Genomic DNA, 20,227 nt, shown 5'->3' with positions numbered 1-20,227 from the left:
CATTAAGGGCATGTAAGCGCACTGTTATCCCAAACGGCTTGTCCGGGTGTGGTACTTGATTGGACATATCCAGTGGCCAATACTTCTACAGAACGTCCAAATGCTCCTCCTCTGCTGTCACAAAATTTAAAATTACTTGGAGTAGTAGTCACTCCATGAGAATCAAAGACTACATTTGCAACGTTGCCTGAAAGGACAGGATCTGAAGGTGAAAGTTGCTGGCTTTTCAATAAGGTGCTTGCACCTACTGTGGGTTGGGTTGCTACTATCCATCCGGCGTTCCAACTTCCGCCACAAGTGGTGGATTGTGGTGCCCCGAAGGGGCAAACTATGACGTTCATTGATCCGTTAAGCGCGCTGTGGCGCGCATAATTAAGCGCGTTCACAAACATATCTGTATAAGCTATTAGGCGATTATTCATAAGCATACCGCTTAAGAAGGGAATTGCTATAACCAAAGTGACGCAAAGTACCAATAAGGTCACCAAAAGTTCAATTAAGGTGAACGCTGTCTTTTTAGCTGGCATGAATTTCAAAGTTCCGTCCCTGTAAGAGCAATCCGTTTTTAAGTATCTATATATTTAGTTTAGGTTAAGACTAAAATTTTACCAAAATTTATGCTTTTGAGCTTAATATGAAAAGAAAAGTTTAATACGGATAGAATAGTTCCTGCAACAATGTATCCATTTTTCAATTCGTGTTTTTTGCTTATCTTTAATCTAGAAAAAGCAGTAGTACTCTGCTCGCTACAACTCCAACTGTTTTTTTAGGTTTAATCCCATTCAATAAATGCCTCAATATCTACATTACGTGCGACCTTCAGTTGCTGATGTCGTTTTTTGTTTTGTGCAAGTGTATGAGGTCGAGAACATTGAGTTGGAGATTTAAAGGTTTTCAATGCTTCTTCCAAATTGACAAATTCGTATCCATTTTGTTTATACAGGTTGATAAGATCGGGTAAAACATAGGCATTGAGTAAATTGGCATGGATCAATAAAATTTGCGATTGTTCGGTATTTTGATGAAATTGATTGTGTTCTTCAGCTCGAAGTGTTTGTTGCCAAATAAAATCAAGATAAAAGGGCTTCAATTCCTCAAGGTAGGCACGTCTCTTTATCTCGGGTACGGATAACAGTCGTTGATTAAAGACAAAATCTTTGGAATCTATAGTAATTGGGGCTACATGATAATTTTTTTGTGCAAGATAACAGAGAATATCTTCTTTTTTTTGTCCAGAACTCATGGCTAAGTAAGGATAACGAAAATATTTAGGTTCAGTTAAAACAGGAAGTAAAATGTTGTCTGCTTCTTGAATTTCCTGAATGTATTCTTCAGTATCCATTTTATTCAAATTGGCATGGGTGAGCGTGTGATTGCCCAATCCGAAACCGGCATCGCGAAATTTGTGTAATATTTCCCAGTTATTTTTGCGCACTTCACTGGCAATAATAAATCCAGTAGCCGGTATTTGCTCCTTGGTCATGGTATCGATCATCATATTCAAATGAAAGTTTCGAGACTCTCCAACAAACGGGAGATCATCAATGGTTATGGATACCGTTTTTTTATGTACAAAAGGCAATGCTCTAGAGGATTCTTTTTTCCTCTCGTTGGGCTCCTCTGGAGATTGGTTTTTTGAATGGGTAATACTATTGCTGTTGTTAGCTGTCTTCCCGCTATGCCCAAACGCAAAACTGAGACTTTGACTTACTACAAAAAGTATTAGGACAAACGATATCTCTTTAATAATTAATTTAATTTTCATGAGTAGAAGGTAAAACAAATTGGAAAAAATGATATTGTAACAAAAATTAGCTTAAATGGCTTATCTGAAGCGAAGCGCTTATTAAAATAAGGCGGAAAATGAAAATAATTTGCCGCCTTATCGGAGAGTCAAGTTAAAAAACGTGATGACTAGAATTATTTGGTTGTAGGAGTGCCACTTTTATACTCTAGGCTCTCTTCTTCCTCTTCTGAATCATCTTCTTTCTTGGATCTAAAATAACCTAAAGCTGAGGCTAAGTAACCTCCTTTAGTTTTTTCAGGCACTTTAGTTTCTTTTGCTTTAGTTTCTTTCTTAAACTCCTCAACAACCTCGTCTAATGCCGCAGTGCGACGAGTGAATATCATGTCAATTAACAAATTAAAAGTAGCCTTTAAATTAAAATCTGCAATTGTTGAAAAAATATGGTTAGTACGAATTGCTTTTTTGCCGTTTTGCTTCGGATCTACTGTCATAAATTGTATAAATTGAGTTGCTGAGGTAACTAAGGACTCAACATCTTGTTGGCTTACAACATCTATCGCAAGAAGCTTGTTTAACCCTTTGAAAATAACAGAATTTTCCTTTTTCTTAAGATATGAACTGTCACACTCAATTATAATCTGTTGACGAACTAGGTGCATGGCTCCAGCGAGGATAGCAACTTTCTCTTCTTCTTCGACTGCAGATGTTTTCAGGGTATTTCTTATGGCGTTCAAAAAATGAAGTTGAGCGATACGCTCTTTTGATAACTTTTCAATCTTGGAAACATTTTTATCTGCCAATTCATCTTTGATTAACTCATCAAGATCAGCATTGAGTTTATCCCAACCACCAAATCGAATGGTTGCAGAGGCTGGAGACCTTTTAGATGCTTTGTATTTGCTGAGTTCGGGGGCAGTTTGTCCATCAGTGGTAAAGGAAGCAACTATTGCTTTCTGAGCTTCATTTTCCAATTGATAAGAGGTGTGAATCAATTTGCTTAAGTTCTCGGTTGGAACAGTAGTCAACATATGGTTTTTTGCAAAGCCTTTACGAGAATCGTTCTCTATAAAAACTTGATTCAGGAATGCATTCAAAGCGGTATAGAATTTAGCAATTTGATATAAGTTAGGTTTGTCTTCTTCTTTTACCTCATCACTGATACCTATGATATCAATTAGGTCATCATAAATTAGTCCGAATGATTCCCCGGTCTTCCGATTATTTCTGATGTCTTGTAATGTAGTGTACATTGCACCATAAAACACAAGATTTGCAGCTGGGACGGAATGTTCTTTTGATTGTTCTTCCAATTTTTCGAGGATGGAACTCAGAAATTGAAGTTCGAATTTTCTTCTGTCAGGGAGGTCTTCAATTTTTCCTTTTTTCTCGCGTCTTAAATAGACACTAACGGCATGGTCAAAAAGTTTTCTTAATTCACTTAAATCCTTTAGTACAAACGTCATGTTAGCCTCCAAATTTCCAATGGATTGATAATGTAAGTTCGTCTTACAAGGCCTCAGTGTAAACTAAAGTAAACCGCTCGTCATGTATTTTCATTATACATTTTAGTCTTTTAATAAAACCTAAGAAAATTCATTATGTTAATCTCTTTATTGGGTATTAAAATTGGTTTATTTTTTTCTCAACAAACATAAAAAAATTGTATTAATTGAAATAATGGGTAATATTCTGTCATTTTTTGATAAGTGCTTCATCAAGATAGCTCGGATAAGCGCATGTATTTTATACGCCTTGCATAAATGCAAGAGGGGAAATTTTTAACGAGGTCTGTTTTGAATATTGAAAACGATAAACAGTTGAATAATCAATTTTTTAATAATGCACGTTTTGCATTACTCTTTCTGCTTGTCTGTCGTATTATTTCCATGTGTTTTATCCCTCTAAACGATGTGTCTGAGGCACGTTACGGAGAGATTGCCCGCAAAATGTTGGAAACCGGGAATTGGGTGACTCCGTTACATGATTACGGTGTTCCTTTTTGGGCAAAACCGCCTTTGTCTACCTGGTTGTCTGCTTTTTCAATGAAACTTTTTGGGATTAATGAGTTTGCGGTTCGTTTGCCTGGCTTACTCTTATCTTTGGCAACACTGTGGCTTATTTGGGATTTAACTAAAAAGCGTAGTGGATCTGTGATTGCAACGATCACAATTTTAGTTCTTGCAGGAGCTTTGGATTTTTTCGTTGATGCAGGAACCGTAATGACCGATCCGTCTTTAGTATTTTGCATTACTTTAGTGTTAGTTGCTTTTTGGCGGGCAATCGTTGAGGGGAACAAGCTCTGGTCTTATATTTTTTTTATAGGTTTGGGATTAGGGTTATTAGCAAAAGGTCCTGTTGCTATTGTTTTATCAGGCATGCCGATATTTTTTTGGGTGTTACTACGGAATCAATGGCGTAATTTATGGGAAAGATTGCCTTGGATAAAAGGTGTCTTATTGATGCTTATTATTGCGCTTCCCTGGTACATTTGGGCAGAAATACGCACGCCTGGTTTTTTAAATTATTTTATTGTGGGTGAGAATTTTAATCGATTTTTAAAGCCAGGATGGACGGGTGATAAGTATGGTTATGCCCATCAAGAACTTTGGGGGATGATTTGGGTTTATGCAGTAGTGGGTATTTTCCCTTGGTGTCTCTTAGGCGCTGCTTGGTTTATTAAATACAGACATAATCCACGTAAAGTATTTATCGACAAAGATGGATGGCTGAGCTTTTTCTTTCTTTGTACGGTAATTCCGCTGGTCTTTTTTACTTTTTCCAGGAACATTATTTACACTTATATTTTTCCTAGTCTCCCTGCTTTTTCGGTGTTTTTTGTGGAATATTGGGAGCGTGTTGGTGTTGCAGCAAAAGCAAAGCAACTTATCACAGGACTTTCAATTATTGTTGGTGTATTTGCCCTGGGGATAACCCTTGCATTTAATATAGTTCCCAAAGCGGTTTCCAAAACGGAAAAGTCTGTAGTTGCCGCATGGCTAAAACAACATCCAGTTCCAGGAAGTTATCTTATTTATTGGGATTTCAAAGTTGAATTCTCGGCCCAATTTTACTCAAGAGGACGAGGAAAATTTGCTTTTCATAATGAAGAACTCTGCGCTTTGCTGGACAATAACCGAGAAAATTATTTTGCAATCAAGCCGCACGATGTACATGAGGTTTCGCCGGATGTGTTCTCCAAAATGATCTTTATTCAACGCGTGTATTCGGGGGACAAGCCTTATTTATTGATGCGTATTCCGGTTTGGGTAAAGAATTTTTGTAGGAAGGGTACGTAAGGCAGTTGAGTAATCACAACCAGAGAAAAAGGATTGTTTTGAATGAATTTCTGTTTGTAGTACTTAGGTTCTTTCTCCTGATCACATTTATGTTACTCCCCGCGGCTTGTGCCTGAACGATCGTCAGTTTTCTAAATTTATCATGTACCACTTAAGTTTCTCTACGTACCGCTTTCCTACGTACCGCGCATAAAGCGCGGTAGGTAGGCGAAAAAATTAAGGGGGGGGTACGTAGGCGAAAAAATTAGTGGAGGTTTCTCAAAACTGACGATACCGAAGGTAAACAGACCCTGAACGATCGTCAGTTTTTTAAATTTATCATGTACCACTTAAGTTTCTCTACGTACTGCTTTAAATTTCTCTACGTACCGCGCTCAGGGCTTGTCCGCGGGGTCCAGTGTTTTAGCACAGATCTCTGGATCCCGCGGACAAGCCGCGGGAAGTTGGAGTAGGGATGGACTAGTTTTCAGCGGTGTGTAGAAGATTCAGTACTTAGGTTCTGGGCTTGTTCAATAAAGATACCAATTCATTTGGAATTTTGATATACTCGGGCGCAATTTTTTATGCCATAAGGAGTAACTGTGTCGCAATCTCTTGCAGTGGATTCGAGAACTTTTGTGCCCCGTGGTGACTTCATGGCCTGGGTGGTGTGCCTGTCAGCTGGACTATTTTTTTTCTACGAATTTTTCCAGCTCAATATTTTTGATGTAATCAATCAACCCTTGCGAGAGGATTTCCATATTGATGCGACTCAATTAAGCTGGATGTCCAGTGCTTATTTGTGGGCGGATATCCTATTTCTTCTTCCAGCAGGGATTATCCTGGATCGCTTTTCCACACGTACAGTGATTTTAAGCGCCATGTTTGTTTGTGTTTTAGGCACAGTAGGTTTTGCTTTAACCCATTCATTTATTGTCGCTTCATTTTGTCATTTTCTTTCAGGAATAGGTAATGCATTTTGTTTTTTATCCTGTGTAGTATTGGTATCACATTGGTTTCCACCAAGAAGGCAGGCTCTTGTCATTGGTTCTTTAGTGACTATGGCTTTTGTTGGTGGCATGATGGCACATACTCCTTTTGCTTATCTCCATGAATTATTTGGATGGCGCAAAGCTTTATTAATCGATGGGGCAGTAGGTGCTGGATTATTGCTTTGGATTTATTGGATGGTTAGCGATAAACCTGAAGACTCACCAATGAAAACATTTACCAATCAGGAACAAGTAATTTCTGGATTTATCAAGGCGTTATCCAATCCACAAAATTGGTTAGCAGGATTTTATACTTCCTTTCTTAATTTGCCGATTATGGTTTTATGTGCCTTATGGGGTGCTAGTTACCTACAAGCAGTACATCATTTACCTGAAATGGCTGCCAGCAATGTTGTCAGTTTAATTTTTATGGGTAGTGTCGTAGGCTGTCCCTTGGCAGGATGGTTATCTGATACCCAAGGTCGACGTAAGCCCCTGATGGTATTAGGGGCCATTGCGACACTTATCACAGTCATTCCGTTATTCCTTGATGTGGCTTTATCACAAACTACTTTGAGCATTATATTTTTTGCCTTAGGCTTTTTTACAAGCACACAGGTAATTTCCTATCCTTTAATCGCTGAAAGCAATTCTGCTGAAAACACAGGTGCCTCGACAGGTATTGCCTCAGTAATTATTATGGGTGGCGGAGGAGTAGGACAGGTGCTCTATGGTTGGTTAATCGCGCATCATGCTGATGTGACAGCGACAACTTATTCTGTGGCAGATTTTCAATATGCCATGTGGATGTTCCCTATAACTACAGTTTTGGCTTTAATCGCCGTATTATTAACCCGCGAAACAAATTGCAAGCGGTAAAGCTGAGGAGTAAAAATGCAAGTGGTGGATGAGTTTCAAGGATATAACGAGATTAAATCGTCATTATTGCCCTGGATGGTATGTTTTGCTGCGACTTTATTCTTTTTTTATGAGTTTATTCAGGGGAATATGTTTGCGTCCATCGCCGCAAACATCATGCAAGATTTTCAGATACAGGCCGATAGAATGGCTTGGTTATCAAGTATCTACTATCTTTCTAATGTATTGTTCCTTTTTGTTGCGGGACTTGTGCTTGATCGGTTCTCGATTAAAAATACATTGTTAATTGCCATGTTTTTGTGTGTTGCCAGTACTTTTCTGTTAGCTTACTCTCATTCATTTTATATGGCTTTATTTTGCCGGTTTATTACGGGCATAGGCAGTGCCTTCTGTTTCTTGGGCCCAGTGCGCTTAGCATCTCATTGGTTTCCACCAAAGCGCATGGCTTTGGTGACTGGAGCTATAGTGACCATGGCAATGGCTGGAGGCATGTTGGCTCAATATCCATTGACTCAATTAGTTATTTTGGTTGGATGGCGTCAGGCAGTGCAAAATGTGGGAATTCTTGGTTTCGTCATGTTGGTCGTGATGTTTTTTTGGATAAAAGAAAGACCACAAGTTGCAGTAAAGCAAGCTGCTAAACCAATTAATGTCATCTCGGCTGCTAAAAAAGCTTATTTAAATACCCAATACTTGCGGGCAGCATTCTATGCCAGTTTAATGAATATGGCCATCGCTGTATTTGGAGCCATGATGGGTACTTTATATCTGGTGCAACGATTAGATATTAGCTCTGCACAAGCGTCCATGGTAAATGGCATGTTATTTTTGGGGGCGATTATTGGTTCGCCTCTGGTGGGTTGGATATCTGATAGAATGGGGTTACGGGTTTTACCCATGAAAATAGGGGTGATTGCATCTTTATTAACTTTGCTCGCAGTGCTTTACCTCCCGGTTTCTTATAGTACAATGGCATTTTTGTTTTTCTTGTTAGGTTTCTTTACTTCAGCACAAGTGATTAGTTATGCTTTAGTGGCTGAAAGTAGTTCTCCTGCAATGACTGCGACTGCTGTAAGTGTCATTTCAATATTGACGCAAGGCGGTTATATTGTGTATCAAAATATGTTCAGTTATTTATTAACGAGCCATGGCGGGATGCATATAGTAAACGGTACTCCCGTATATCTACTCAGTGCATATCAATATGCCGCAATTATTTTACCTGTAGGTTTATTAATTGCTTTTTTTATTCTTTTGGGTTTAAACGAAACACGTTGCGAACATATTGAGGGCTAAGATGACAGGGAGAGTTTGTATATTACTCATGGATTCCTTTGGAATAGGTGCGAGCTTGGATGCATCTCGTTATGGGGATGCCGGTGCTAATACTTTTGTTCATATCCATCAAGCGTGTGAGCGCGGTGAAAGTGACAGGGAAGGGCTGCGTCAAGGGCCATTAACTTTGCCCAATCTGGCTAAATTAGGGCTTTATCATGCAGCCTTAGCCAGCAGCGGGTTACGTTTTGTCGAATTGTCCACTTTTCCTGAACCCTTGGGTTATTATGGTTATGCGGTAGAACAGAGCTTAGGTAAGGATACTCCAAGCGGGCATTGGGAGTTAGCCGGGGTTCCAGTTACTTTTGAATGGGGTTATTTCCCCGACCAACCCTTTTGTTTTCCAAAAGAATTAATTGATGCATTGATTCAACGTGCTGGGTTGCCCGGAGTACTTGGTGAGAAGCACGCATCTGGAACGACTATTCTTGAAGAATTAGGCGAAGAACATATCCGAAGTGGTAAACCCATTGTTTATACTTCTGCAGACAGTGTGTTTCAAATTGCAGCTCATGAGGAATATTTTGGTTTGCAGCGTTTATATGATATCTGTGAAATCGCTCGTACCTTAGTAGATGAATATCAGATCGGCCGTGTTATTGCTCGACCATTTATTGGTGAACCAGGAACATTCAAACGAACAGCAAATCGTAAGGATTATGCGACGCTACCTCCTGCAAAAACCTTACTTGATTACTTGAAAGAAGCCGGTCGTGAAGTCATTACTCTAGGGAAAATTGCCGATATTTATGCGCATCAAGGCATCACTCAAGTCATTAAGGCAGACGGTAATATGGCCTTATTTGATGCTACTTTAAGCGCAATGAAGACTGCACCTGATGGGAGTTTGATTTTTACTAATTTTGTAGATTTTGATTCCTCATACGGTCATCGACGTGATGTAATTGGTTATGCTCATGCGCTTGAGGAGTTTGATGCACGTCTTCCGGAACTTCATGCATTATTAAAGCCTGATGATCTGGTTGTAATTGCTGCGGATCATGGTTGTGATCCTACTTTTCCTGGTTCAGATCATACAAGGGAACATATTCCAGTATTAGTATATGGTCCGAGTCTTAAAAGCCGCTTTATCGGACGGCGTGATACCTTTGCTGATGTTGGCCAAAGCATTGCACAACATCTTGGATTAGAAAATCTATCCCATGGGGTATCCTTTTTCATCTAGGGTCTAATCTCTATGGATATTCTCAATAATGTATAGAGTATTTGAGGATGCTCAATGAATAATTATTCATTTTGAGCCCCCTTGTTTTTTTGTTTATCATCCCCATGTACGGAGTTCCGGTTTGATTTGAGGATTTAATTTTGGAACAATTTCGTGGGACAACCATACTTTCAGTACGACGCGGAAATCAAGTGGTTATCGGTGGCGATGGCCAGGTAACTTTAGGTAATACCGTGATGAAGGGTAATGCACGTAAGGTGCGACGCCTCTACAAAGACCAGGTAATTGCTGGCTTTGCCGGTGGTACCGCGGATGCGTTTACTCTTTTTGAACGTTTTGAGAGCAAGCTGGAAATGCATCAAGGCCATTTGGTACGTGCTGCAGTTGAGCTTGCTAAAGATTGGCGAACAGACAGAATATTACGCCGACTTGAAGCAGTACTTGCTGTAGCAGACATCAAATCTTCCCTAATTATTACAGGTAATGGTGATGTAATCGAGCCTGAGCATAGTTTAATTGCTATTGGCTCGGGTGGACCTTTTGCACAAGCAGCTGCGCGAGCATTGATGGAAAATACAAAATTATCTGCTGTGGATATAGTGCGCAAAGCATTAACTATTGCTGGAGATATCTGTATTTATACCAATAACAATTTAACTATAGAAGAATTAAATCATGGCAACAAATAACAACAAGGCGATATCTCCTCGTGAGATTATCCGAGAGGTGATGACTCCTCGCGAAATTGTCCAAGAATTGGATAAGTATATTATTGGCCAGGATGATGCGAAAAGAGCAGTAGCAATTGCATTACGTAATCGTTGGCGGCGTATGAACATTAAAGATCTCGCTTTGCGTAATGAAATCATGCCCAAAAATATTCTTATGATTGGACCAACTGGTGTAGGTAAAACAGAGATTGCTCGGCGTTTGGCTAAATTGGCTCGTGCTCCATTTATCAAAGTAGAAGCAACAAAGTTTACTGAAGTAGGATATGTCGGACGCGATGTAGACTCTATTCTTCGTGATTTAGCGGATATTGCGGTAAAACAAGAACGTGAATTTGCCATGAAGAAGGTAGAGCATTTGGCTGAAGACGCAGCTGAAGAGCGTATCCTTGATGTATTACTTCCTCCTGCACGGGGCAGCTTAACCCCAAGTGAAAAAGACAGTACCGCAAGGCAAGTCTTTCGTAAGCAATTGCGTGAGGGCATTCTCGATGAGAACGAAATTGAAATAGAGGTTTCAGCAACACCAATAGGCATCGAAATTATGGCTCCTCCAGGCATGGAAGAGATGACAAACCAATTACAGTCAATGTTTCAACAAGTGGGTACTCATCGAACGAAAACCCGAAAAATGACTATTGGTAAGTCCATGCAAATTTTACGTGAAGAGGAAGCTGCTAAACTAATTAACGAAGATGACATTAAGACTCGTGCCATAGAGAATGTGGAACAAAATGGTATTGTCTTTATTGATGAGTTGGATAAAGTGGCGCGACGTACTGAAAATGCGGGAGGAGGAGATGTTTCTCGTGAAGGCGTACAAAGAGATTTATTGCCTTTAGTGGAAGGAACAACGGTGACGACCAAATACGGCATGATTCGTTCAGATCATATTTTATTTATTGCATCTGGGGCGTTCCATGTAGCTAAGCCGTCCGATCTGATTGCAGAATTGCAAGGTAGATTGCCGATACGTGTTGAGTTATCCGCTCTTTCTGTTGATGATTTTGTACGTATTCTTACTGAACCTACAGCATCATTGACGCTGCAATACTGTGCTTTAATGGCTACCGAAGGTTTAACATTAACATTTGATGAGACAGGAATTCGACGTATTGCCGAAGTAGCATGGCAAGTGAATGAGCGTACAGAAAATATTGGTGCGCGTAGGCTTTATACCGTTATGGAGCGATTATTGGAAGTTGTTTCTTTTGAAGCAACAGACAAATCAGGCGAGTCCGTCCATGTTGATAAAGCATATGTTGAGAAAAATCTCGGACAGCTCGTAGCGGATGAAGATTTAGCCCGCTATATTCTTTAAACTATAATAACCCGAGTGTAACCCAGCGAAACTCGGGTTTCATAAAAACACATGAACTTTTTTCAACTCTGGATTCCACATCTCCCATGGTTGTGATTCCACGCTTATTTAAATAAAAAAATTAATTAATTCAATGAGATAGGCCTTTATTTCTAAAAATCAAGGTTGCTTGGTATAATAAACCTGTCTAATAAAATTAAGGAAAATTATTATGACAATTTGCCTTCTCTGATTCAATTTTTGATGGGGCTTGATTCAGCTGGAATTTTGGTATGTGATTCAACTGTAGGTCAAAAGAACAGATGTTCTCACGGAGGAGAAAAAAATGTCACATAATTCGAGTTCTATTGCTACAATGATAAGTGGGGATCTTGAGCTTATAGAGAAAGGAGTAAATAATTCACTAACTTATGGTTCTCGTTCTTCTTTTTCGAGTGTTGATGTAAAATTATATTCTTTTTTTAATCGTTCAAAACCTACTTTAGATTTCCCAGATGCTTATGCAGAGATTTGGAATAAAATCAAAGGGGATTCCAATCATAGAAGAATCAAAGCGTTGCTTATAGATTATACCAAAGAAAATTGTTTATTCGGTTCGTTTATTGGGCGAATGATTTCAGGACATTGGAATAGACACCATGTCAGGGCAGTAAGTAAAATTATCGCGAATATGTCAGTTAAGAATTATTATGACTCTGCTGATGATATTGTTTCTGATTTGAAGACACTAAAACCTGAAAAAGGAGGATCTTTGCATCAACGAATTAAATTTATTGAAAAAAAATTGGAAGACCAATTAAAGTATGATTTTAAATTTTAACCGAAAAGAAGCATTTGAGTTTGTAGCGGATCACCTTTAGCTTGTTGCTTTTTTAGGTATAAGATAATGGAGTTGTTTGATGTCTAATCCTTATGTTTTGGTTTTATATTACTCGCGAACCGGTTCTGTAGCACAATTAGCACAATATATTGCACGTGGGGTAGAACGTGTTGAGGGGATTGAAGCGCGCTTAAGAACGGTTCCACCTGTTTCAGCCACGTGTGAAGCAATAGATAAAGCAATTCCGGATAATGGTGCACCTTATGTAACCTTGGATGATTTACGTCATTGCCATGGTCTTGCTTTAGGGAGCCCTACTCGTTTTGGAAATATGGCTGCTCCTTTGAAGTATTTTTTGGATAGCACTTCATCTTTGTGGTTGGGAGGTGATTTAGTAGATAAACCTGCATGTGTTTTTTCTTCTTCTGCAAGCATGCATGGTGGTCAGGAAACTACTTTGCTTAGTATGATGTTGCCTTTGTTGCATCAGGGCATGATTTTATTGGGGGTTCCATATTCTGAACCGTCTTTAAATGATACGGTTAGCGGGGGAACACCCTATGGTGTAACCCATGTTTCGGGTGTGGCAAATGATCGACCTCTGAGTCAGGATGAAATTAATTTAGCCAAGCATTTAGGTGAGCGTTTGGCACGAGCTGCTCTTAAGTTGGATAGAAAAAAGTGAGCGATTAGTTGAGCTTGGGAAGTGAAGCCCCAAGCATATTGGCTGTGATTTCCAAGATACGCATTCATCCAGACTATAATAAAATTGAGTGAAAAAAATGAAAGTAATTAGTTTTAATGCCAATGGTATACGTTCAGCAGCACGTAACGGATTTTACGAGTGGCTTGCAATGCAAGATGCTGATTTTGTTTGTATTCAAGAAACGAAGGCTCAACCTGAACAGTTAATTCCGGAAGAGCTGTATTATCCTCGTGATTATTTTTGTGAGTATTATTCAGCTCAAAAGAAAGGATACAGCGGGGTGGCAATTTACGCTCGCCACAAACCAAGTCGTATCGTGAAAGGTATGGGTTTTGATTATTGCGATAATGAAGGACGATATATTCAATTTGATTATCCTAAATTCAGTATAATATCCCTTTATTTACCTTCAGGTACTAGTGGTGATGAACGCCAGATGGTGAAATACAATTTCCTCGAACAGTTTGCCGAACATTTAATGCGATTGAAAAATGAGGGACGAGAGTTAATTTTGTGTGGGGATTATAATATTGCTCATAAAAAAATCGATTTGAAAAATTGGCGTGGCAATCAAAAGAATTCAGGATTTTTACCTGAGGAACGTGCATGGATGGATGAGTTGTTTGGAACTATGGGGTTTATTGATGCATTTCGTGTGCATAATCAGGAAGAAGATCAATATACGTGGTGGTCTTTTAGAGGACGTGCATGGGAAAAAAATGTAGGATGGAGAATTGATTATCAGGTAGTAACTCCTGGTCTTACAGGGGATGTAGTCGGCAGTCGTATTTTTCGAGAAGCGCGCCTGTCTGATCATGCTCCTTTGCTGATTGAATATAAAGGAGACTGGTGTGCTTAAATTAGCAAGCTGGAATGTGAATTCATTAAAGGTAAGGCAGGAGCAAGTATTAGAATGGTTTGATTCGAATCAGATGGATGTTCTTGCCATACAGGAAACGAAGCTGCTTGATGAAAATTTTCCTGTGACCGCATTTACTGAGAAAGGCTACTATGTGGCATTTTCAGGACAGAAGACTTATAACGGTGTGGCGGTAATAAGTCGATATCCTTTTTCTGATGTCCTCACGGATATTCCCGATTTTAATGATCCTCAGCGGCGCATTTTGGTGGTTACTGTTGCGGGTATTCGTTTGATCAATTTATATGTTCCTAATGGTTCAGAGCTCACTTCGGATAAATATCAATACAAGCTGAATTGGTTGCAAAAGGTTACCGCATTTATTCAACTACAAATGAGTGTTTTTCCTAATGTGGCCGTAGTAGGCGATTTTAATATTGCTCCTGAAGATCGTGATGTTCATGATCCTGCGGAGTGGGTGGGGTCTGTGTTAGTAAGTCCCGCCGAACGAGAAGCGTTTACCCAATTATTACATCTTGGATTGCATGACAGTTTTAGAAATTTTATGCAGGATGAGCAAGTATTTAGTTGGTGGGATTATCGTGCAGGTGCTTTCAGACGAAATCGGGGCTTGCGTATTGATCATATATTATTAAGTAAAGCGCTTAATGGATTATGTAGGCAATCCGTTATTGATAAAGAACCACGCAAAGTAGAAAGGCCTTCTGATCATGCACCGGTTTGGGTTGAACTGGATTTTAATGTAAATTCATAGTGTACGGTGAAGCGAGCGGAATTTGAAGGAAAAAATGTATCAGCATTGATTTTTTTCCGCTCCGCTTCTACACGCTTGTTTGGCAGTTCTTTTTTATTTATTTTGTAACGTTTCAAATAAAAACCAAATTCGTCGTTCTGTTTCATCAATATAAACTTCCAAGAGACTGGTAGTGGCAAAATCATCTCTTTTGCTGCACACTTCATGAACTTTTCTCATATTTTTTAAAAAACTCTTATTATCTTCCAGAAGATTATTCAGCATGTCATCTGCTGATAAGGTTTCGTTAACATCTTTAAGTGTCTGCAATTCCTTGATCTGCCCGATAGAATGGATTGTTTTTTCTCCGAGTTTGCGTACACGTTCTGCTAAAACATCGATCATTGCAAAAATTTGGTCGCTTTGTTCATCTAATAAGAGATGATAATCACGATAATGAGGGCCAGTCATATGCCAATGGAAATTCTTGGTTTTAACGAATAACGCAAATGTATCAGCCAAGAGTGGGTTAACCGCCTCGGCAATTTTGCGACGATCTTTTATATCCAGGTCATTAGGTGTTTCGAGCCTATAAAGTGCCAGTTTTTTCATTTTAACTCCTGTTAAATTAATTTGTTTTTATAAGCGTAGACCATACCTTGCTAATTTGTTACCAATTGATTGAAATATAGACTTTTTACATAAAAATAATTGAGTGGAATAATTAATGGTTTTCCATTAGGGTTCTGCGAATGTATTTCTGTGTCGGAACTTTGGGGGACGAAGCAAGTTGAGTTTCATTTTACTACAGTTGTAGTGCCCATGGTGGGCTTTGGCATATGTTGTCTCATGGATGGGTGACTAATTGTTATTTTTGTGACAGGTGTAAGGTTATCCATCATCTTAGTGCTATCATTAATTATGGATTCATTTGATTATAAGGGTTCTTATAAACAAATAATGCAAGATGAGATCAATCCGATTTGATAAAAATTGCTTTACAGAAATTTTTCTGCTATTGTTTTGCGTCATTTGTATCGAGTATGGTGCTTGGCATTGAGTTCAGGTGGCGATACTCATTTAAAACTAAGAGAGTAGTATTATGAAGGCATCAATTCATCCAGATTATAAAGTAGTTAAGGTAACATGCAGCTGTGGCGAGGAATTTGAAACCCGTTCAACATTATGCAAAGATTTGAACATTGAAGTATGCTCACAATGTCATCCTTTTTATACTGGTAAGCAAAAATTGGTGGATACTGGGGGTCGTGTTCAGAAGTTCCGCGATCGTTATAGCCAGCGTTCTACTCAAGCTGCTAAAGAAGAAAAGAAATAAGGGCGCATTATCTTTGCGCCTTTTTATTATATTTCACTCGAAGTATAACTTATTGACAGATTGTTCCTGCAATGCTAATTTGCGGTACTTGTAGGTTCTTGACGTCCAATTCTTGTCCCAATCCCATCATTTCATGGCTGTTCCTCTTGCAACTTTTAAGAGTATATAGCCAGATGTTTGTGTGCCTATGGCTGGCACTTTGGATAAGAATGAATTGGCAATGGATAGTAGGATTTTAAAACCTTACTTAAGTTTTGTTTCACATGAAAGAGAGTAAGTACTTTGGATAATGAAGTTTTAAAGCAATGTGCATTAGATTATCACGAGTTTCCAACTCCTGGAAAACTCGGTGTCCATGTTACCAAATCAACTGACTCTCAGAGTGATTTGTCACTGGCTTATACGCCTGGTGTTGCTGCTCCGGTGCTTGCTATAGCAGAAAACCCTGAAGACGCGTATCGTTACACAAATAAAGGAAATTTAGTCGCGGTTATGACTAATGGCACTGCAGTGTTAGGTTTGGGTGATCTTGGACCTCTTGCCAGTAAGCCAGTAATGGAAGGTAAGGCAGTTTTATTTAAGCGTTTTGCCGGCATTGATGTATTCGATATAGAAATTGATGCTCACGATTCGCAAGCTTTTATTTCTACAGCAAAACGTATTGCTCCTACATTTGGAGGGATTAATCTGGAGGATCTTAAGGCTCCGGAGTGTTTTGAAATTGAACAGGCTTTGATTGAGCAATTGAACATTCCAGTATTCCATGATGATCAGCATGGTACTGCAATAGTTGTTGCGGCAGCTTTGCTTAATGCTCTTGAATTACAACAAAAAAAATTATCTGAAGCAAAAATTGTGTGTATTGGAGCAGGAGCAGCAGGAATTGCTTCCATGCGATTGCTTGTAGCTTTGGGTGCCCATAAAGAAAATATGTTACTTTTGGATACCAAAGGTGTTATTCATTCGGGACGAGTTGATTTAAATGCTTATAAATTTGCTTTTGCACGTACTACTGAATGTAGGACTTTAGCAGATGCACTGGTTGATGCTGATGTTTTTATTGGGGTTGCCAAGCCTAATTTATTAGATGCCGATCTATTGAAATTAATGGCATCCAGGCCTGTTATTTTTGCTTTATCGAACCCTGATCCTGAGATTAGGCCTGAATTGGCTTTTCAAGTACGTGATGATTTGGTCATTGCTACTGGACGTAGCGATTATCCTAATCAAGTCAATAATGTGTTATGTTTTCCTTATATTTTTCGTGGTGCGTTGGATGTACGTGCCAAGTGTATTAATCAATCAATGCAAATTGCTGCGGTTGAAGCAATTCGTCAACTGGTGCATGAGCCCGTCCCCCAGGTAGTGAAGGATAATTACCCAGGTGTAACGTATTGGGATTTTGGTCCTAACTATATTATTCCCAAGCCTATAGATCCTCGTTTAAGAGAACGAGTGCCTGCTGCTGTAGCTCAGGCTGCAATAGCAAGCGGCGCAAATCAAGTAAGTAGTAATTTAGAATAAAGCAGCATCCTGAATGCAGGGCTCAAGGTGTAGCAGTATGCCGTATGAGATGTATCGGGTTGCGTTCAGGATAATCGGTGAATTATGCAGCTAAGGGCTTTAACTGTTGAATTGAAGACAGTGTGTGCCCTTGCTTAACCAAATAGTTAAGGAGATTACTTTGCTTTCTGAAAACCGGAGAAATTACGCATTAATTGGATGGCTTATTTGTGGTCTTGGAGCCGTGTTTTACAGTTATGAATATTTGCTTCGAATAGCGCCCAGTGCGATGGAAACTGCTCTGCGTGAGCATTTTAATTTGTCAGCAACCGGTTTTGGGCATATTTCATCTATATATTATTATGCCTATGTTCCCATGCAATTACCTGTAGGGATAATGATGGATCGATATGGTCCTCGAAGATTATTAACTTTTGCCTGCATGATTTGCGTCATTGGAACTTTTTTATTCACCGGGACGACCTCTTTTTGGGTTGCAGCTTCAGGACGATTTTTAGTCGGATTAGGCTCTGCATTTGCATTTGTGGGAGTATTAAAGCTTGCCACAATCTGGTTGCCTGAGAATAAGCTCGCTATGGTTTCGGGTATCACTTCAGCATTAGGAACAGTAGGTGCCATGCTAGGGGATAATTTTTTAGAGCTCTTTGTTACCCAAATAGGATGGATTAAAACCTTAAACATGACTGCGTTTTTTGGGATCGTATTAACCTTTTTATTATGGTTAGGAATTCATGATAAAAAAGGGCGATACAGACAAAGCGGTACGGTTTCCAATTTTAAAACAGGTTTTATTGATTTAAATATAATAATCAGTAACAGACAAATATGGATTAATGGATTGTACGGCTGTATGGTTTATCTCCCTACAACTGTTTTTGCTGAATTGTGGGGAATTCCCTATTTGAGAAATGCTCATGGCCTATCAGCACATGGTGCGGGCTTAGCGAATTCATTACTTTTCTTAGGTTTTACTGTAGGCGCTCCACTGATGGGGTATTTCTCTGACAGAATAGCGCGCAGAAAGCTTCCTATGTTTTTAGGCGCCAGTGTTGCAACTATACTCATGTTGGTTATCCTGTATTTCCCTGGTTTAAGTGAAACTAATGTACAGATACTCATGTTTTTCCTGGGGTTATTTTATAGTGCGCAAGCGATTGTATTCGCTGTTGGAAGGGAGTTAAGTCCTGGTGAAGCAGCAGGTACAGCAATAGCGTTTACCAACATGATCGTCATGCTAGGTGGTATGTTGCTGCAACCTTTAGTAGGGCATCTATTAGACTTCAGTTATTCCTTACGTAGTGATTCTTCACTTCCTTCAGGGTTGGTTGTGGATAATGTTAATAAATTATACAACATGACTGATTACCGTATTGCTCTGGCTTTTATACCAATCAGTATGTTTATTGCTGCTTTATTAACCTTCTTTTTAAGGGAAACTCACGCTCATGCGCCTAAATGATACCGTTTCAAGGAAACAATTGCTTTTTGGCATATTTATATGCTTTGTTGGGGCTATTTTTTATTGCTATGAGTTTATTTTACGTATTATTCCTGGGGTTTTACAGACCGAACTGAGTATTGCGTTGGGGCATATTTCAGCGACTACTTTTGGCCAAATATCTGCCTTATATTATTTTGCCTACTCACCGATGCAAATGCCTGTAGGAATGCTCATGGATCGGTTTGGTCCCAGACGGCTTTTAACATTTGCCTGTATATGTTGTACCGTTGGTTCCTGGATGTTTAGCCTGACTTCATCCATGTTTTTGGTAGGGGCAGGGCGCTTTTTAGTAGGCTTTGGCTCTTCCTTTGCTTTTGTCGGTGTATTGTCTCTTGCGTTACATTGGTTGCCCAGACGCTATTTTTCTTTAGTCGCGGGGCTCATGACTACCCTAGGAATGTTAGGGCTTGTTTATGGCGAAGTGAAAATTACTGAATGGTCTGAGAGCATCGGTTGGGAGTATGTATTATTCTTTATTGCCATTGTAGGTTGTGGATTAAGTGTATTGATATTTCTTGTGGTTCGTGATGGTCCTGAAGGGCATCAGTCAAATAAACATCCTTTACCTGAATTCTTTAGAAATGTTCTTAAAGTGTTAATGGCTCCAGAGGTTTGGGTGATTGGTTTTGTCGGAGCTTGTTTATATACCTCATTGTCTGTATTTGGGGAGTTATGGGGAAAAACGTATTTGGAGCAAGCCCACAATTTGACTAAAGTTGAGGCTGCCAGAACTGTCTCTGCAGTTTTTTTGGGTTGGGCAGTGGGTGCTCCTATTGCCGGATATTTATCCGATCATACAGGAAGACGTTTGCTGCCTTTGGTCTTAGGTGCAATTTTAGCCTTGATTTGCATTAGCATCGTATTATATTGGCCTGGCCTTTCCTATGTTAGCTTGAATGTCTTATTGTTTTTGTATGGCGTATTTAGTGCAACGGAAATTATCGTATTTATCATGGCTAAGGAATGCAGTGGTGCTCAATTATCAGGTACGGTATTTGCAGCAACAAATATGATAGTAACCCTTGGGGGTGTTATTTTCCAACCGCTTGTTGGTAAGTTACTGGATACTTTTGGTGATAGTGGTATTGTAAAGGGAGAGCATATTTATACAGTAGTCGATTATCAGGTTGCTTTATCGATATTACCACTTTCATTATTACTCGTTACTATTCTTGCTTTCTTTATCAAAGATCATGACCATAAAGATCAGCCAATTCATTAATACAAAAGTGTAGCCTGGCTGACCCCAGGCTATATTAATTGT

18 protein-coding genes are annotated in these 20,227 nt (G+C 39.3%); 14 read left to right on the top strand and 4 right to left on the bottom strand.

Going from position 1 to position 20,227, the window contains the following annotated elements:
• Positions 1-2: 2 nt before the first annotated feature.
• The 3 genes from LXO92_RS15535 to LXO92_RS15525 form a co-directional block, all read right to left on the bottom strand.
• Complete coding sequence (locus LXO92_RS15535) at positions 3-527, bottom strand: GspH/FimT family protein (protein WP_182350421.1); 525 nt, start codon at positions 525-527, stop codon at positions 3-5.
• Positions 528-772: 245 nt separating this feature from the next.
• Positions 773-1,765, bottom strand: coding sequence for a polysaccharide deacetylase family protein (locus tag LXO92_RS15530; RefSeq protein WP_232891287.1), 993 nt, complete (start codon positions 1,763-1,765; stop codon positions 773-775).
• A gap of 155 nt (positions 1,766-1,920) precedes the next feature.
• Positions 1,921-3,210: a hypothetical protein gene (locus LXO92_RS15525; RefSeq protein WP_182350420.1), complete on the bottom strand. Its 1,290-nt coding sequence runs from the start codon at positions 3,208-3,210 to the stop codon at positions 1,921-1,923.
• Positions 3,211-3,540: 330 nt separating this feature from the next.
• Between LXO92_RS15525 and LXO92_RS15520 the strand changes: the two genes are divergently transcribed.
• The 10 genes from LXO92_RS15520 to xth all read left to right on the top strand — a co-directional run bounded on the left by LXO92_RS15520 (position 3,541) and on the right by xth (position 14,623).
• On the top strand, positions 3,541-5,043 hold the full coding sequence (locus tag LXO92_RS15520; RefSeq protein ID WP_182350419.1) for an ArnT family glycosyltransferase: 1,503 nt from the start codon (positions 3,541-3,543) through the stop codon (positions 5,041-5,043).
• Between the two features lie 581 nt (positions 5,044-5,624).
• Positions 5,625-6,893, top strand: coding sequence for an MFS transporter (locus tag LXO92_RS15515; protein WP_182350418.1), 1,269 nt, complete (start codon positions 5,625-5,627; stop codon positions 6,891-6,893).
• Positions 6,894-6,908: 15 nt separating this feature from the next.
• Positions 6,909-8,189 carry an MFS transporter gene (locus tag LXO92_RS15510; protein WP_182350417.1) on the top strand — a complete coding sequence of 427 codons (1,281 nt, stop codon included), beginning with the start codon at positions 6,909-6,911 and terminating at the stop codon, positions 8,187-8,189.
• 1 nt (position 8,190) lies between these two features.
• Positions 8,191-9,414: a phosphopentomutase gene (locus LXO92_RS15505; protein WP_182350416.1), complete on the top strand. Its 1,224-nt coding sequence runs from the start codon at positions 8,191-8,193 to the stop codon at positions 9,412-9,414.
• Positions 9,415-9,554: 140 nt separating this feature from the next.
• Positions 9,555-10,103 carry an ATP-dependent protease subunit HslV gene (hslV, locus tag LXO92_RS15500; protein WP_182350415.1) on the top strand — a complete coding sequence of 183 codons (549 nt, stop codon included), beginning with the start codon at positions 9,555-9,557 and terminating at the stop codon, positions 10,101-10,103.
• Positions 10,090-11,463, top strand: coding sequence for an ATP-dependent protease ATPase subunit HslU (gene hslU, locus LXO92_RS15495; protein WP_182350414.1), 1,374 nt, complete (start codon positions 10,090-10,092; stop codon positions 11,461-11,463). Before hslV ends, hslU begins: the two co-directional genes overlap by 14 nt.
• 325 nt (positions 11,464-11,788) lie before the next feature.
• Positions 11,789-12,283, top strand: coding sequence for a DUF5617 domain-containing protein (locus LXO92_RS15490; RefSeq protein WP_182350413.1), 495 nt, complete (start codon positions 11,789-11,791; stop codon positions 12,281-12,283).
• A 79-nt stretch (positions 12,284-12,362) separates the two neighbouring features.
• On the top strand, positions 12,363-12,968 hold the full coding sequence (gene wrbA / locus LXO92_RS15485) for an NAD(P)H:quinone oxidoreductase (protein ID WP_182350412.1): 606 nt from the start codon (positions 12,363-12,365) through the stop codon (positions 12,966-12,968).
• 97 nt (positions 12,969-13,065) lie between these two features.
• Complete coding sequence (locus LXO92_RS15480) at positions 13,066-13,848, top strand: exodeoxyribonuclease III (protein ID WP_182350411.1); 783 nt, start codon at positions 13,066-13,068, stop codon at positions 13,846-13,848.
• Positions 13,841-14,623, top strand: coding sequence for an exodeoxyribonuclease III (xth, locus tag LXO92_RS15475; protein WP_182350410.1), 783 nt, complete (start codon positions 13,841-13,843; stop codon positions 14,621-14,623). Before LXO92_RS15480 ends, xth begins: the two co-directional genes overlap by 8 nt.
• A gap of 93 nt (positions 14,624-14,716) precedes the next feature.
• Here xth and LXO92_RS15470 read toward each other — a convergent pair whose 3' ends face one another.
• Positions 14,717-15,214: a Dps family protein gene (locus LXO92_RS15470; RefSeq protein WP_182350409.1), complete on the bottom strand. Its 498-nt coding sequence runs from the start codon at positions 15,212-15,214 to the stop codon at positions 14,717-14,719.
• Positions 15,215-15,704: 490 nt separating this feature from the next.
• Between LXO92_RS15470 and rpmE the strand changes: the two genes are divergently transcribed.
• From rpmE to LXO92_RS15450, 4 genes are all read left to right on the top strand, one after another.
• Positions 15,705-15,938: a 50S ribosomal protein L31 gene (gene rpmE, locus LXO92_RS15465; protein WP_058517521.1), complete on the top strand. Its 234-nt coding sequence runs from the start codon at positions 15,705-15,707 to the stop codon at positions 15,936-15,938.
• Between the two features lie 282 nt (positions 15,939-16,220).
• Complete coding sequence (locus LXO92_RS15460) at positions 16,221-17,462, top strand: malic enzyme-like NAD(P)-binding protein (protein WP_182350408.1); 1,242 nt, start codon at positions 16,221-16,223, stop codon at positions 17,460-17,462.
• Positions 17,463-17,622: 160 nt separating this feature from the next.
• The gene (locus LXO92_RS15455; RefSeq protein ID WP_182350407.1) at positions 17,623-18,921 is read left to right on the top strand and encodes an MFS transporter; all 1,299 of its coding nucleotides are present in this window, start codon (positions 17,623-17,625) and stop codon (positions 18,919-18,921) included.
• Positions 18,908-20,185: an MFS transporter gene (locus LXO92_RS15450; protein ID WP_182350406.1), complete on the top strand. Its 1,278-nt coding sequence runs from the start codon at positions 18,908-18,910 to the stop codon at positions 20,183-20,185. The genes LXO92_RS15455 and LXO92_RS15450 overlap by 14 nt, the downstream gene beginning before the upstream one ends.
• The last annotated feature ends 42 nt before the right edge of the window (positions 20,186-20,227 follow it).

Origin of the sequence: Legionella resiliens (genome assembly GCF_021344005.1) — a bacterium.
In the GTDB taxonomy this organism is placed as follows: Bacteria; Pseudomonadota; Gammaproteobacteria; order Legionellales; family Legionellaceae; genus Legionella; species Legionella resiliens.
The sequence above is the reverse complement of the archived record's forward strand: the minus strand, read 5'-3'. Positions and strand labels throughout refer to the sequence as shown.